The 14294-nt window shown below is 69.4% G+C and carries 11 protein-coding genes and 1 pseudogene; 7 read left to right on the top strand and 5 right to left on the bottom strand.

All coding sequences use genetic code 11. The features are described from left to right. Window positions 1-122 precede the first annotated feature (122 nt). Window positions 123-518: pseudogene (locus tag OG819_RS00060) on the top strand (transposase); the annotation flags it as partial. A gap of 268 nt (window positions 519-786) precedes the next feature. After that, a complete protein-coding gene (locus OG819_RS00055; protein ID WP_266647294.1) occupies window positions 787-1119 on the top strand; it encodes a hypothetical protein in 333 nt (110 codons plus the stop codon). Here OG819_RS00055 and OG819_RS00050 read toward each other — a convergent pair. The 3 genes from OG819_RS00050 to OG819_RS00040 form a co-directional block, all read right to left on the bottom strand. Next, a complete protein-coding gene (locus OG819_RS00050) occupies window positions 1106-1762 on the bottom strand; it encodes a hypothetical protein (protein WP_266647293.1) in 657 nt (218 codons plus the stop codon). The genes OG819_RS00055 and OG819_RS00050 overlap by 14 nt on opposite strands. A gap of 30 nt (window positions 1763-1792) precedes the next feature. Next, a complete protein-coding gene (locus OG819_RS00045) occupies window positions 1793-2155 on the bottom strand; it encodes a hypothetical protein (RefSeq protein ID WP_266647292.1) in 363 nt (120 codons plus the stop codon). Window positions 2156-2492: 337 nt separating this feature from the next. Further along, on the bottom strand, window positions 2493-2807 hold the full coding sequence (locus OG819_RS00040; protein WP_266652932.1) for a hypothetical protein: 315 nt from the start codon (window positions 2805-2807) through the stop codon (window positions 2493-2495). A gap of 2544 nt (window positions 2808-5351) precedes the next feature. Here OG819_RS00040 and OG819_RS00035 point away from each other — a divergent pair. From OG819_RS00035 to OG819_RS00020, 4 genes are all read left to right on the top strand, one after another. Continuing rightward, window positions 5352-6809 carry an ADP-ribosyltransferase gene (locus OG819_RS00035; RefSeq protein WP_266647291.1) on the top strand — a complete coding sequence of 486 codons (1458 nt, stop codon included), beginning with the start codon at window positions 5352-5354 and terminating at the stop codon, window positions 6807-6809. 234 nt (window positions 6810-7043) lie between these two features. Next, complete coding sequence (locus OG819_RS00030; RefSeq protein ID WP_266647289.1) at window positions 7044-7313, top strand: hypothetical protein; 270 nt, start codon at window positions 7044-7046, stop codon at window positions 7311-7313. 91 nt (window positions 7314-7404) lie between these two features. Further along, window positions 7405-8883 (top strand): IS1380 family transposase, encoded by a 1479-nt coding sequence (locus OG819_RS00025; RefSeq protein ID WP_266647288.1) that lies wholly within the window; start codon window positions 7405-7407, stop codon window positions 8881-8883. Further along, window positions 8873-9724: a hypothetical protein gene (locus OG819_RS00020; RefSeq protein ID WP_266647287.1), complete on the top strand. Its 852-nt coding sequence runs from the start codon at window positions 8873-8875 to the stop codon at window positions 9722-9724. The genes OG819_RS00025 and OG819_RS00020 overlap by 11 nt, the downstream gene beginning before the upstream one ends. A gap of 431 nt (window positions 9725-10155) precedes the next feature. Here the strand turns inward: OG819_RS00020 and OG819_RS00015 are convergent, their stop codons facing one another. Beyond that, window positions 10156-10482 carry a hypothetical protein gene (locus OG819_RS00015; RefSeq protein ID WP_266647286.1) on the bottom strand — a complete coding sequence of 109 codons (327 nt, stop codon included), beginning with the start codon at window positions 10480-10482 and terminating at the stop codon, window positions 10156-10158. Between the two features lie 1215 nt (window positions 10483-11697). Continuing rightward, window positions 11698-11862 (bottom strand): hypothetical protein, encoded by a 165-nt coding sequence (locus OG819_RS00010; protein WP_266647284.1) that lies wholly within the window; start codon window positions 11860-11862, stop codon window positions 11698-11700. Window positions 11863-13092: 1230 nt separating this feature from the next. Between OG819_RS00010 and OG819_RS00005 the strand changes: the two genes are divergently transcribed. Further along, on the top strand, window positions 13093-14294 hold a 1202-nt coding region (locus OG819_RS00005; protein ID WP_266647282.1), incomplete at its 3' end, for a hypothetical protein.

Raw genomic sequence — 14294 nt, 5'->3', positions numbered from 1 at the left:
CCTGGTCAACGCGTTGGCCCTCCGGAAACCGCGTCACGGTAGATCGTGTCGTTCTTCCCGGAACGACCACGTCCGTACTGGTCACCGACGAGGTCCCTCCAGAAGAAACGCACCCCCCCGCCGTCCCGCCCCGCCGCTTCAAGAGCCTGCTCTGCACCGCCCCCGATCAGCTGAAGGACAAAGACCGCGAGCTCCTCACGGCCCTGACCGGGTCCTGCCCCGAGATGACCGCTCTGAGCGGCCACATCCGCACCTTCGCAAACCTCCTCAAACCCGCCGCGGACAACAGCCGTCGCCTCCACGAGTGGATCTCCCACGTCCGCGAAGACGACCTCCCCCACCTGCACGCCTTCACCCGCGGCCTGGAACGCGACCACGACGCCGTCGCCAACGGGCTCACCCTCCCGTTCCACAACGGCGGGACCGAAGGCGTCAACAACAAAACGAAACTGATCAAGCGCCAGATGTACGGCCGGGCCGGCTTCCGCCTCCTCCGCCACCGCATCCTGCTCAACTGATCCATCCAGGCAAGCGATCAACAGCTACGAAAATCTTGGCAGAGCCAACTTCAGGACAGTCCCAACGGCCGTTCAGGGCCAGGCCGGGGCCTGTTTGGGGTACTTCCTGGGGGGTGGAAGGGCAGGCTGTGTCCGGGATGGTGGGCCGGTGGCGGCCGGAGCGGTTGAGTTGGGGATGTGCTCCGGGGTGGGGGGCGAACGCTGTGTCGTCGCAGGTCTGCTTCGCCGTGGCTCGTGGTGGTGGCCGGGGTGTTGACGGAGAGGGTGGTTGGTGGTGGGGGAGACGGTCAGGAATGACGCTGAGGGGATGGCCCGGGTGGGGGCGGCTCTGGGTGAGCTGGGTGAGCAGTGGGGGGAGCTCGCGGGCCGGCTCCGGGCGCGGACGCGGGAGCTGGGCGATGGGGATGTGTTTGGTGATGGTGAGGAGGGGCGGCAGTTGAGGGAGAGTTTTCTGCCGGCTCAGCAGGGGCTGGTGGAGGCAATACAGGGTCTGGGTCCGCTGGGTGTGGGTTCGGCGGACGCGGCGCACGGTACGGCGGGTGTGTTCCAGCAGGTGGATGAGACGACCGGGAAGATCGCCGCTGATCTCAGGGAGAGCTGAGCGTGGACACCATCGAGGTGCCGGGGGCGTTGGCCGGGCTGGCGAAGATCGTGGTGGGTAGTGAGTGGCCGAAGGTCAAGGAGGGGCTCCTGTGGGAGCTGGGGCAGCTGGACCAGGAGGCGGCCCGGCTGCTGGGTGAGATCCTTGAGGCGTTGCGGCGTGTGATTCCTGGTGCGGCTGCCAGTGCGACCGGTCCGGCCGGTGATGCGATGACGGATCTGCTGGACCGGTTGTCGGCTGTGATACCGGATCTGGTGGAGACGGCGAACGCGCTGGGGGATTCGGCGAAGTCGACCGCGGCGGAGATCCAGTACGGCAAGTTGATGATCATCGGGGTGATGATCTGGCTGGCGGCGGAGCTGGCGGCGTTGCTGCCGTGGTCGTGGGTGCCGGGTGTTGCGGCGTTGATCGAGGCGGTGGAGGCCGCGGCGGCGGTGGTGGCCAGGACGCTGCTGGGCCGGATTTTGCGTTCGGTGGCCGCGCGTGCGTCGTTCTCGCGTGCGTTGCAGGCGGCGGGTGCGGCTTCCGCGAGCCGGATCGCGCAGTTGCTGGAGCGGCTGGGTGTGGACAAGGGTGTGGCGCGTTCGGCGGGTGAGCTGGGCGGCAGGATGGTCAACGGCGCGCTGGCGGGTACGGCTTTCAACGTGGGTCTGGACGTGGGGATCCAGGCGGGTCAGATGGCGGCGGGGACGCGGCAGTCGTGGAACACGCAGGCCACGGCGTTCGGCGCGTTGACGGGTGTGGCCGGTGGCGTGCTGGGCGCGGGTCTGATCCATGGGGTGCAGTCCGCGGTGGGCAGGCTGGGGGAGAAGTTCGGGGCGCGCAGGGCTGACGCGGAGGGCCTCAAGGGCCCGGAGCGGGTCATTCGTGTGGCCGAGGTCCGGGCGGAGATGACGAGCTGGGTGACGCCGCCGGCGGTGACGCGGCCGGCGTGGAAGACGGAGAACTTCACGGAGTGGAAGAGTGCCGCGGGGCTGAGGTCGCTGCCCGCCAGGGCCGCGGTGGGCGGGGCGGCGGGGCTGGGTGCCACGGTCATCGGTAACGCGGCCTCGGGTTATGGCGGTGGTCTGGGACTGGGTTTCATCTCGGGAGCGGTCGGTGTCATGGCCGAACGCCCCCACATCCACGTTCCCCACATCGACCTCCCCCATGGTGAGGGCGGTGGCGGGTTTACGGACCAGGACTTCAAGACCGGCGACACGAAGGAGAAGCCGGAGGCGGCGGGAGCCGGGTCGACGGTCCCGGGAACGGGGGCGGGGTCGGCTGGAACGGGAACGACGGGGTCGGCTGGAACGGGAGCGGCGGGGTCGACGGGAACGGGGTCGACGGGAACGGGCCAGGCTGGAACGGGGTCGGGGGTTTCGTCCGGCGCGTCACGGTTCGCGTCGTCCGGTGTACCCGTGAATGCCGATGTCCCCTCCGGCCTGGCCGGCCAGGCCGGGCCGCCGCAGGCGCAGGCGGGGCCGGTGGCGGCGGGCGGGACGGGTCCGGTCGCCGCTCCCGGGACCGGGGCTGGGACCGGGGCTGGGGCCGGGGCTGGGGCCGGGGATGTCACGGCGTCCGGGCAGGTTCGGGCTGAATCGGGACTGCCGCGAGCCGGGACGTCCGCGACCGGGCCGGTCGCGGCGGGTGGCGCGGCCGTGCCCGGTGGACTGCCCGGTTTCCACACCGTGCTGCGCAGCGAACATCCCGGGACGGAGCCCGCCGCTGTCGCTCCTGGTACCGCGCCTGGTGCCGGTAGTACCCCTGCCGGTGTCTCTGCCGGTGCCGGTACCCCTGCCGGTGTCTCGGGCGCCGGTGCTGCTGGTGTTGTTCCGGCTGCGGTGCGGACCGCGGCGGGTGTGGGGTCCTCTGGTGCGGTCATTGGGACCGAGGGCGGGGGTGCGGGCGGGGCGGCGGTGTCCGGCGGGGTCCGTGCCGCGGGGGCCGGCGTCGCGGGGGCCGGCGTCGGGGGTGTTTCCGGCGCTGATCCGAAGAGTGCCGGCGGGGTGTCCACCGTGGCGGCCGGGGCGGGCGGGACCGTGGAGGGCCGGCCACAGCCGTCGGCTGCCGGTGCCCCTGTTTCCTCCGGTGCCTCTGGTGCCTCTGTTTCTTCTGGTGTCCTTGCTGCCGGGCGTGGCTCGGACGGGCCGTCGGTGACGGGTGGTGTTCCCGGGCGGGAGGGTGCTGCCGCGTCTGCACCGGCCGGCGGGTCGGACCGGGCCGGCGGGGTGTCCTCGTCCGGTGGGGTGTCCTCGTCCGGTGGCACGGTTCGCAGCGGGCCGGGTGAGGGTGCCGGTGTGGGCGGGCAGGCCGTCGTGGGGCCGGAGCGGGCGGCCGACGCGAGTCCTGGCCCGGCCCGGAGTCCGGAGGTGTCCGTCGGGCGGACCCCGGCCGGTGACGGCTCCGTAGACGGTGCCGGGCGGGCCGGTGACGGCTCCGTAGGCGGTGCCGGGCGGGCCGGTGACGGCTCCGTAGGCGGTGCCGGGCGGTCTGAGGAAGGAGGGGCCGGTGGTGGTGCTGTTCCGGAGGATCGCCGGTCGCGGGGTGCGGCCGGGTCCCGTACCGTCCCTGACGGGGTACGTGGTCCGTCTGTGGATGAGCTGGTGGATCGTCTGGTCCGGGCACGGGACGGGGGAACGCCCCTGACCGCCGTCCCGCACCGGGACACCGACCGGACCGCGGGGGAACCAAACCCTGCCCGACAGCGCGGTGGGCCTTCTGGAGTGACTGGTTCCGGTGTGCGCGGCATCTCGCGTGACGGCAGGCTCGCGGCTGCGGGGTCCAGGCCCTTCCCTGCCGGTCCCCCGCAGGCTCCTACGGCGCCGTCGCCGGGGGAGCGGCGGCTCAGCACCGCCGGGCCGGAACGTCCACGGCCCGTCGGCACTGGCGGACGCGAGGCGAGCACGTCCGCGAGCGGCGGCGGATCCTTCTTCTTCTCCCGCGATCGCGGCACCAGCGCTTCCCTGACGCCGGCAGCCTCCCAGCCCCCCGCTCCCGCCACCCGTCCCGCTTCGGCCCTGGGCGGGGGCCGTCCCGCTTCGGCCCTGGGCGGGGCCCGCCCCGCTTCGGCCGCCTCTTCCTCTGCGGGCAGGTCACCCGGAGAGCCGATGCGTCTGACGGGTGGCAGCGGTGACCGTCCGTCGCTGCGTGGTGTCGCGGACCGGTTCCAGGCGCGTATCTCCGGTACGGGCCGTCCGGCGGCCGGGCCTTCCGGTGGCCGGGACACCGGCACCCCGGTGCCGCAGCGGCGTCCCGCCTTTCCTGAGGACTATCGGGGTTTCGGTGATGACCGTGGTGTGCCTGGTGAGGGCGTGGGCTCTTTGGCGGGGGGAAGTGGCCACCCAGTCTCCGGGGGGCGGCGGTCGGCCAACCCGGCTCCGGACCCGGGTGGTGTGACACCGGTGACAGGGTCTGAAGGTCGGCCGGGCGTGGGCGGGATATCGGCGCGGTTCTTTCGTATGCCCTCGCTTGCGCCGAGGGCGCGCGGGCCGGTCCCGCCGGAACCCAGCCGGAGGGGGTCCGTACGCGCGTCGGATTTGCTGGCTGCGCATGGTGTGAACTCTGGAGCTATGTCAGCTCCGACACCAATCTCGGAGGCATCCGGGGCTGCGGGACCCGGGCGTGTCAATTCCGACAAAGGTGGGCGTCTGGGTGACGGTAGCCGTTCGTGGTCGGGGAGGCGGGTGCCGAGTCCCTCACCGGGGAGGCTGGGTACGGGGCCCACCGAGGCCGATAGCTACCAGGGAATCACTCCTACCGGTCGTCGGGTCTCACTGAGGGGCCAAAGCTCCGCCTCCCTGACGGGGGCTACGGGCTATCCGGCTGCGTCGTCCGGTGGCGTGGCCACGGGCAGCGGCGAGACTGGTCGCCGATCTTCACTCATTCTTAGGGCTGCAGACTCCCTGGCGAGAGCGGTAGGTTCACGACGTCCCTCGTCGGCGGCCGGCCACCCGGTCGCTGCGTGGGGCGTTGTGCCTCCAGGCAGCACGCCAGCCACCCGGCCTCTGCCGAGTAGAGGCAGTGCGGTACCGAACCATGGGAATACCAGCATGCCGACCGGTCTGCGGCGGGCGCCTTCGCCTAGTAGGGACGGTTTCGTCAGAGGGGGAACCGGTATACCAGGAGGAGGGCGCGGGCCGGACCGGACGTTCAACAGTAGTTTTCCCGTTTCCGCTGGCGGTGCTACTGGTTCCGTCGGCGTCAGCCCGAGCATGGGACGTGTATACGCGCAGCCAATCTCGCGTCCGCGCGTGGCATCAGGTACAGGTGTGCGCGTAGCGGGCGACGCTGAGCTTTCGGCCGCGCGCGGTTCGCTCAGCGAACTTCGCTTGGTCGACAAGCACTACCGTACCGACCAGCCGAATGCTGTCGTTGGCCGGCCCACAGTCCGTGCTGGGGGTGGTTTGCCGATCACGAAGCCGAAACACGAAGAGTTGGGGCTGATCGAGCGCTGGATGCGGGATGTCTTCGGCAGTGATGTAGAGGGCTGGCCCGACTATGGCCGACTGCGTAGAGGCACGCTCGCCATAGACCGTATGCGAAGGGCTGAACAAGGAATCCAGCATCGGTTTTCGACAGCCCTAATAGACATTCTACTAAAAGACCAAGAGGGCGACAATTCATTCGCCCTGACTTCCCCTGAAAGCCGAAAGGCCGCACTTTTTCGATTGACTGACCGCGCACACCTCCACGTAGCGGAGCACCCTAATTCGACGTTGGGCGAGTTCCGCGATTGGCTCCTATTGCGGCGCGAGCGGTTCCTTGCAGTACCTGCGCGCGGTCCGAGAATGCAAGGCGGAGAGAATCTTGCGGAGGGCACCGAGGCTGCCGTGACCGATGCGCAACCCCCCGACGGCGGGGCCGTACGGGAGTATCCTCGTATAGTTCCAGAAGGCGCGTCCGCCCTCAGTGGCCGAGACCGTCGGCGTGACGACTTCATTGACTGGAACAAGCTTGTGGATCAGGATGGTGTCTCATCTCGCCCTCCGGTGCGGATTTTCACTCGGCGACAGGACGCCCATAACTGGGGGAAGCTGCACACCCCGAGCGTTGCACACTTGGATATGCAGGCGCGCGAGGCCATTAGCTCGTACATCAATTACGGGGGGCAAAGGTTCAGGCTTCCTTTCAAGCCCGGATACGGCGACATCAACCAATCACTCCGAGGGCTGCTCGAGAAGTGGCTGAATGAAACTCATTACACGGAAATCAGTCCGAAAAAAATATACGATGTCTATGTTTCCGAGGAAAATGAATCCGCTCCGCCGGCAGAGCAATTCGCCGTGCGGAAAGAACAGATGTCCGGCGAAGAGTACCTGAGGAGGGTCTTGGAAAGCACGGATGAAAATATCGCCGCGCTTGACCGTGCATTCTCCCGACCAGGAAAAACCGGATTGGAGCCAGCGTACACTCGCGAACCCATTGTGGTAACACGAAATGTCCATGGGGGGTTCACGCCCGAAGAAATTCCGAAACTGCCGGGGCGAGTGCTTCGGGAAGCCGGATTCATGTCCACCACCCTCGATCCAATCACAAGCTTTCACGGGAGATTCCGTCTGCATTTATTTCTCCCCAAGGGTACGACTGCTCTTTACATCTCGGACAAAGAATCAGAACTTCTCCTTCCGCGCGACACGCTGTGGCAGGTTCTCCACGTCGAGTTCGACGGTGACTGGCGGTGGAACATTTTCGGCAGGGTTTTATTGTAAACATTCAGAAGGTTGCGGGCGGGCTCGTTGCCTGACGATGTGACAGGTTGTGGGTAGGTGCGGCAGGATCTGTGGTCATGTCGTCGGGGTTGGAGTCTGCGTCGCGGGAGGATCTCCTCGCGATGATCGGACTGCTCCAGCGGCAGAACGCATGGGCGGTGACAGCGCTCGTCTGGTCGAGTTCCGGCCGTCGCCGACCGCAGCCGGCTGGCAGAGCTGGCTGCGGGGATCGGGATGCGGTGGCCCGGAGCCGAACCACCCAGCGACCACTGGCGCGAGGACACCCTCATGGGGTTGGTGCGGTTCCTGCGTCACGTCTTCACCGCGGCGGTGGAGGACCGGGCGGACTACCAGTTCCTGCTGGAGGGCGCCTGGGCCCTCGAACGCATGCGGCTCAACGATCCCACGCAGCGTGAACAGCTGCTCAGCTGTGTTGAGCCGGTCCCACACCAGCACGATCGGCGCCTTGACGAGTTGGCCTCATGTATTCAGCTGAACCCTTGAGCTGACGCCCCGACAGCAGAAGGGTGCCTCTCACCTGCGATGATCTGGATTGTCGAGATCAAAACCGTCGCAGAGAAGAGGCACCCAACGGGTGAAGAGTACCGAATGGGATCACCGGCTTGCCGTGCGGGCCGACGGCAAGAACCTGATCGGCCACGCGGGCGTGGTGCTGCTGCGGAAGGTCGCCGACCGCGTCGGCCTGGCCGCCGCGCTGAGTGCGGCGTTGCCGAAGGGCACCGGGCCGGGCTGGCGGGACCGGGGCATGGCGCTGGTCCAGCTGGCCTGTGCGATCGTGCTCGGCGCGACGAACGTCCTGGAGGCCGAGCAACTCCCGTACCACTGGCGTGCGGTGTTCCCGCGCCCGGTTTCGGACAGCACCCTGCGCCGCGCCCTGGCCGCGATCGACGCCCCGGTCGCGGCCAGGGTGGAACGCGCCCGTGCCGCGATACGCCGCGTGGTGTGGACGCTGCTCGCCCTGCGGCCCGGCGGTTTCCCCTGGATCTCGGTGTGCGGCCGGGAGCTGACCGGCTGGTACGTCCTGGACCTGGATGCGACCATCGTGACCTGCACCAGCCGCAAGGAAGGCGCGGCGGGCACCTTCAAGGGGACCTTCGGTCACATGCCGCTGGGGGCGTGGGTGGCCAACACCCGTGAGTGCGTCGCCATGCTGCTGCGGCCCGGCAACGCGCCACCGAACGATGTCGCCGACCACAAGAGCGTCCTGGCCTCGGCGTTTCGGCAGCTCCCGCTCCCGCTGTGGTCGAAGCTGCTGGTGCGGATCGACGGCGCGGCCTTCAGCCACGAGGTCCTGGACCATCTCCAGAGTCTGACCACCAGCCGGCGCCGGGTGCGCTGGGTGACCGGCTGGGCCATCAACGCCACGGACGAGCGGGCCATCGCGCTGCTGCCCGAGAACGTGTGGACGGCCGCACTGCGGCAGGACGGCCAACTCCACGAGATCAAGGGACCCGATGGGGAATGGGTGTCCTACCAGGTCGCCGAGCTGACCGGGGTCCGTGACCTGACCGGCTGGCCGGCCGGGATGCGGCTGATCGCGCGCCGGGTCAAGCCCTCGCGGCGGGATACGAAGAAGCTGACCGCGTTCGAGAAGCGCACCGGCTGCCGCTACCAGATCGTCGCCACGAACATCCCCGCCCACCAGGGGCTTTCCGGGGTGCCCGGCTCCGGGCAGGTGTGGTTCGTCGACGCCCTCTACCGTGATCACGCCGAGGTCGAGGACCGCGTCAAAGCGATCAAGCGGGTCGGCCTCGGGCTGCTGCCCTCGAAGTCCTGGCAGATGAACGCCGCCTGGCTGCCGGCCGCCACGATCGCCGCCGACCTCGACGCATGGACCCGGCTTCTCCTCCTGCACGACGAACCCGAACGGGTGCGTTTCTTCTTGAGGGACGAGAAACACCTGGTCAACGCGTTGGTCCTCCGGAAACCGCGTCACGGTAGATCGTGTCGTTCTTCCCGGAACGACCACGTCCGTACTGGTCACCGACGAGGTCCCTCCAGAAGAAACGCACCCAGAAACGCACCCAGCCGAGAAGGAGCGCTTGGCCGGTGATGCCGAACAGGCCGAGCGCGCTCCTACCGACGGAGCCGAGCTGATCGCTCGACTGCAGTCCGCGACTATCTGGAAGCTCACCGTCCCTGATCCGGGCCCGCAGACCCGGGGGCGGTGGCGGGCGGCCTTCTACGACGCGCTCCATCACGATCACGTGCCAGGCGAGCTCAAGCTGCGCTGGACCGGACGGCAGCGTGGCGACTGCGTCTTCACGTTGGTCGACGAGGAAGCCGAGAGAGCTGCGCAACCGCCGCCGGTACCGACCATCGACGTCCCCGACGTGCTGGGCCGTCCCCATCAGCTCGTCCGTGCCACGTGCAAGGCCCTCGGCAGGTCCAAGACCGTAGTCGACACCCGCGGGACGCCCGAGGTCATCCCTCTGCACGTGTCGCGGGAGCGGGCCGACCGTGCCCTGCGGATCATGCACGCGCTCCTTACCGAGGCGGAAAGCCGCGGCTACCAGGTGGAGACCCGGACCGATCTCCATCGCGGCCAAGCCGAACACCAGATGGTCATCGTCATCCGCGGACACGCGCTCCCGCTCGCGATCACAGAGCAGACGACCAAGGTGCCACACGAGCCGACCAGGGTGCGTTTCTTCTTGAGGGACGAGAAACACCTGGTCAACGCGTTGGCCCTCCGGAAACCGCGTCACGGTAGATCGTGTCGTTCTTCCCGGAACGACCACGTCCGTACTGGTCACCGACGAGGTCCCTCCAGAAGAAACGCACCCTTCCCCACATCGACATCCTTCATGGTGAGGGCGGTGGCGGGTTTACGGACCAGGACTTCAAGACCGGCGACACGAAGGAGAACCCGGAGGCGCCGGGAGCCGGGTTGACGGTCCCGGGAACGGGGGCGGGGTCGACCGGAACGGGAACGACGGGGTCGACGGGAACGGGCCAGGCTGGAACGGGATCGGGCCAGGCTGGAACGGGGTCGGCGGGAACGGGGTCGGCTGCTGGAACGGGAACGGCGGGGTCGGCGGGAGCGGGCCCGGCCGGCGCGGGGTCGGCTGGAACGGGGTCGGCGGCACCGGGGGCGGCGGCACCGGGGTCGGCTGCAACGGGCCTGGCGGGAACGGGGGCGGCTGGAACGGGCTTGGCTGGAACGGGGGCGGCGGCACCGGGGTCGGCTGCAACGGGCCTGGCGGGAACGGGGGCGGCTGGAACGGGCTTGGCTGGAACGGGGGCGGCGGCACCGGGGTCGACGGGAACGGGGTCGACGGGAGCGGGGTCGGCTGGAGCGGGAGCGGCGGGGTCGGCTGGCACGTCACGGTTCGCGTCGTCCGGTGTATCCGTGAATGCCGATGTCTCCTCCGGCCTGGCAGGCCTGGCCGGGCCGCCGCAGGCGCAGGCGCAGGTGGGGCCGGTGGCGGCGGGCGGGACGGGTCCGGTCGCCGCTGCGGGAGCCGGGGCCGGGGCCGGGGCCGGGGCTGGGGCTGGGGCCGGGGCCGGGGATGTCACGGCGTCCGGGCAGGTTCGGGCTGAATCGGAACTGCCGCGAGCCGGGACGTCCGCGACCGGGCCGGTCGCGGCGGGTAGCGCGGCCGTGCCCGGTGGACTGCCCGGTTTCCACACGGTGCTGCGCAGCGATCATCCCGGGACGGAGCCTGCCGCTCCCGCTCCTGTCCCCGCTGTCGCTCCTGGTACCGCGCCTGGTGCCGGCAGCACCCCTGCCGGTGCCGGTACCTCTGCCGGTGTTTCGGGCGCCGGTGCTGCTGGTGTGGGGTCCTCTGGTGCGGATGCTGGGACCGACGGCGCGGGTGCGGGCGGGGTCCGTGCCGCGGGGGCCGGCGTCGGGGGTGTTTCCGGCGCTGATCCGAAGAGTGCCGGCGGGGTGTCCACCGTGGCGGCCGGGGCGGGCGGGACCGCGGGGGACCGGCCACAGCCGTCGGCTGCCGGTGCCCCGGTTTCCTCCGGTGCCTCCAGTGCCTCCGGTGCCTCCGGTGTCCTCGCTGCCGGGCGTGGCTCGGACGGGCCGTCGGTGACGGGTGGTGTTCCCGGGCGGGAGGGTGCTGCCGCGTCTGTGACGCCGGCAGCCTCCCGTCCCCCCGCTCCCACCACCGGTCCCGCTTCGGCCCTGGGCGGGGGCCGTCCTGCTTCGGCCGCCTCTTCCTCTGCGGGCAGGTCACCCGGAGAGACGATGCGTCTGAGGGGTGGCAGCAGTGGCTGGACCGGTGGCGGGTCCCTGCGCCGTGTCATGGACCGGCTGCTCTCCCAGTCGGGGCACTCGGCGGCAGGGTCTTCCGGTTCTGCGGTTGGTTCCGGGGGCGATTCGGCCCGAGAGGTTGATGGTGCCGGTCCGTTGCGTCTGCGTGGGGGGTCGGGCAGGCGTGCGGGGGGTTTCTTTTCTTCGCTGTCCGGGCCGTCCGGGCCGTTCGGGTCGTCGGGGGGTGGCGGTGACGGGCGGAGTGGTGCTGGAGGTGTCGGGGGGAGTGGGCGTCGTTCTTCATTGGGTGTGCGGGATTCGTCTGCTGGTGCTGGTGCCGTCGTGGGGCGGGCAGAGTCTTCGAGGTCTGGTCTGTCGGGCCCGGGCCCGGGGCGTGACGTGGTCGGCCGGCGTTCTGGTCTGGTCGGGACGGCCGCCGCTGTGGGCGGGCTTCGGCGTTCGGCGACACCTGGCGCCACGGAACGCCCGGCCTTTCCTGGCGGTACCGGTGGTCCGGACCGACTTCGCGGTTCTGTTTCTCGTTCCTCCTATGCCGCACCGGTGGTGGGCGGCGCGGTGGCGCCGGTTGTGCGGGCGCCCTCGGCCGGGCCGTCTGGGCTGTCTGCCGCCGTTCCGGGGCGGGGTGTCGGGCCCGTCGGCGTCTCACCGGGCACGGCCGCTGGGGCGCGGGCACCCATCGACCTCACCGGCGCGTTCGGGACCGAGCAGCGCGATCAGGCGCGGGGCATCCTGGACGGACTGCTGAGGAAGAGCGCCGATGCGGGTGTCCAGGTGGGCCTTGAGCAGGTGACGGGCTGGGTGCTTCACCTCGACCCCCGCACGCGTCCGGGTGAGGTCGAGTACGAGAGGCTGTTGCGGCTGGTCGAGGACGCGCGCCGCTCCGGTGTGTCCGAGGCGGCGTTGGCTTCTTTTGCCGCGTTGAGCTGGTACTACCTGGCGCGTTCCGGGCTGCTGGGACGGCAGTCGGAGATCCCTGGGCCGCCGGGTCGGCCGGGCGGGCTGGCCCAGGGGCGTAACTGGACGTCTAGCTCCATCACTGGCTTCGACCTCTCCACCGTGCTCACCCCCAGACGTGGGGATCCCCTGACGCCGAGCTCCGACGAGTTTGTTGCTGCGCCGTGGAGTCGTGAGAGCCATGACCCGTATGTGGTGCTGGCCGAGGTCGAGCACGGTCGTGTGGTGCTGCGCAACCCGGCCGTCCCGGGCGACCGGCTGTATCTGACGTATCATCATTTCGCTGGTCTGCTGGCTAAAGACCCCCTGCTGGTCGGGAGGCTACCCGACGAGGTTGCCGTGCTGGCGGGATCGCACATGGGTGCGGGGGGTCAGGACCTGGCGCGCACGGTCGCCGCGGTGACCCGCCGTCATGTCTTTGCGAGTACCGGCGAGGTCCGGCTGCTCACCGGCGCCGGCAGGGTAGCGCGCCTTGGCCCGTACGTGGGTGACCGCAGCCGGCAGGCGCCCGGGATGTTCGTACGCATCCCGTACCCGGGGCCGCCTCCCTCGCGGGACACCCCGCAATCCTTTGCCCAGCCCGGGCGGCAGGCAGCGAACGTCCCCAGGGCCGGCGCTGCCCCGGCTCCGCGGCGTGCGGTGACTCCGGTGGTGGCTCCGCGGCGTGCGGTGACTCCGACTCCGGTGGTGGCTTCGCGGCGTGCGGTGACTCCGACTCCGGTGGTGGCTTCGCGGCGTGCGGTGACTCCGACTCCGGTGGTGGCTCCGCGGCGTGCGGTGACTCCGGTGGTGGCTCCGCGGCGTGCGGTGACTCCGGTGGTGGCTCCGCGGCGTGCGGTGACTCCGGTGGTGGCTCCGCGGCGTGCGGTGACTCCGGTGGTGGCTCCGCGGCGTGCGGTGACTCCGGGTGGAGGAAGGCCGACCTTTCTGGGGGGCGGCCGGACCGAGACTTCGATGGGGCCGGTACCGTCGTCTTCGCGGGACCCGTTCCCCCCCTCCCGGCCGCGAGATGTCCGGGGTATGGCCACGGCGCATGCGGACCGATTGACGCAGAACCTCGCCGCCGGTCGGCCCCCGTGGGGTATGGCCACCCTCAAGAACAGCTTGACGCGGACAGCTCTGCTGATGGAAGAGGGCGACGTCGGGGTGGTCGAACGTGCATGGGACCGTCTGATCGATTTGATCGAACAGGCGATCCTGTCTCGTGATTTCGAGGCCCTCGCGAATTCCGACACGCTGCGCGCATACAAACTGAAGCTCATTCGAGCTGATCTTTACTCGAAGGAGCCGGTTCTTCGAACCGGCGGCGTCTCCGCGCGATGGTGGAGCAGGAGCCCTCTTCAAAAGGCGCCGTTGGACGCTGGGAGAGTACTCGTTCCGAATTGGCCCAAGGCCGTGGCCAGAGATGTGTTGTGGTATGACCCCGGCAAAGATGTCCTTTCCCCTGCGCTGTGGCGAGGAGACAGGGTCTACCTGGTGGCCGCCGACCACGACGTTGCCCTCGGGCGGGTCTCGTTGCGTGCTTCCGGCCACGACTACTGGCTGACCAGGGAGGAATTCGGCGACGTGGTGGCGGGGGATCCCCTGCTGGCATCGGCGGATACCGTGGTGCTGGCGGGACATCACACTGCCACCGACTTCCTGGCTGATCAGATAGCTGCTCGCACGGGGCGCACGGTCTACGGCTTCACCGGTTCGCTCTCTCAGAAAGTCCGTGACGGCCGCACCTTCCTCGCGCCCATCCAGAGGATTCGGACCTCTCTTATGGCCGGCACATGGGCACGATACAAGCCTGGGCATCAGACGGAGCAGGGCATCCGACGAGCAGCGCAGAGGCTCGGCAGCTACGTGATGGAGCCACTCACCGACGACAGTGGTGAGGTCTTCGGCTATGCCAGCGAGGAGGATATATGGAACGATCAAAACCATGAACGTTTGATAGCTGGTCTGCGGGACGTGTGGATCAAGTCCGGGGGTGGCGCGCGGTTCGAATTTTCGGGTCGGGTGCCATGGGACCCGGTGAACAGTTATTTCATCTCTATGCACGGCTCAGGCAGGCGAGGAGTTGTTGCCGTTCACCAGAAAAGCGGCCGCGACATCCTCATGAATGGAACGGATCTGGCCCGTGACGTGCTTCTGCACTTGCCGGGTTTGACCTCGGTTCGGGCGAACCAACTGGTGCTCGTGGTCTGCCACGCCGGAGAGGCGGCGGGCACTCCGCCCGATCCGCTGCGTAACGTGGCTCCGGCGCAGGGGGTAATTAACGTGCTGAAGGACCACTTCGC

The sequence above is a fragment of the Streptomyces sp. NBC_01549 genome (assembly GCF_026339955.1).
Classification (GTDB): Bacteria; Actinomycetota; Actinomycetes; order Streptomycetales; family Streptomycetaceae; genus Streptomyces.
Note: the sequence above shows the minus strand (reverse complement) of the source record. Positions and strands in the feature narration are given on the sequence as shown.